Consider the following 1,081-nt stretch of genomic DNA (forward strand, 5'->3'; position numbering starts at 1 on the left):
TGTACCCGGCCAGGACGTTGGTGACGACGGCCGGACTTGAACGCAGGAGAACCTCCGAGTGGGGTGTGGCTTGTCTAAGGCCCACATCCGCCCGGAGGTTCTCGTGTCCCACGGTAATGCCCGCACCACGTTCCACGGCCGGAAGCTGATCGTTCAGCGGTGGCAGCAGGGCTGGAAGAAGGCGCACATCGCCGCAGCGATGGGGCTCTCGCGCAAGTGCGTGCGGACCTGGATCACCCGGTTCGAGGAAGCGGGTGAGGCCGGGCTGGTCGACCGGTCGTCCCGCCCGCAGACCAGCCCTCGGCGAACGACAGCCCAGGTGGAACAGCGCGTCGTCGACCTGCGCAATGCCGAGCGTCGAGGTCCGGCCTGGATCGGGGCGCAGCTGGGTGTGCCGGCCCGCACGGTCTCTCGTGTCCTGCGCCGCCACGGGCTGCCCCGGCTGGCGGCTTTAGACCCGATGACCGGTGAGGTGATCCGGGCCTCGAAGCACACGGCGGTCCGCTACGAGCGGGCCCGGCCCGGCGAGCTGGTGCACATGGACGTCAAGAAGCTGGCCCGCATCCCCGACGGCGGCGGCTGGCGTGCCCACGGCCGCGCCGCCGGCAGCACCAGCCGGGACCGGGCCACCAAGGTCGGCTACGACTACATCCACTCCCTGGTGGACGACCACTCCCGCCTGGCCTACTCCGAAATCCTGCCCGACGAGAAGGGCACCACCTGCGCGGCGTTTCTGGCCCGCGCCGCGGCCTACTTCGCCACCCACGGCATCACCCGGATCGAGCGGCTCATGACCGACAACGCCTGGGCCTACAAGTACTCGCTGCGCGAGGTCTGCGCCCAGCTCGGAGCCCGGCAGAAGTTCATCCGACCGCACTGCCCGTGGCAGAACGGCAAGGTCGAACGGCTCAACCGCACGCTGGCCAGCGAGTGGGCCTACCGGCAGGCCTTCACCAGCAACGACCAGCGCTCCGCCGCGCTTGCTCCCTGGCTGGAGCACTACAACACTCAACGCCGCCACAGCGCCCTCGGCGGGGAGTCCCCGATCAGCCGACTGGCACCAACCTGATGGCTCGGTACA

1 protein-coding gene is annotated in these 1,081 nt (G+C 69.8%); it reads left to right on the plus strand.

Features of this window, described 5'->3' with window-relative positions:
- The first annotated feature begins 103 nt into the window (after positions 1 to 103).
- Complete coding sequence (locus E9565_RS21865; RefSeq protein WP_236836721.1) at positions 104 to 1,069, plus strand: IS481 family transposase; 966 nt, start codon at positions 104 to 106, stop codon at positions 1,067 to 1,069.
- The last annotated feature ends 12 nt before the right edge of the window (positions 1,070 to 1,081 follow it).

It is taken from the genome of Blastococcus sp. KM273129 (assembly GCF_021698995.1).
Lineage (GTDB): Bacteria > Actinomycetota > Actinomycetes > Mycobacteriales > Geodermatophilaceae > Blastococcus.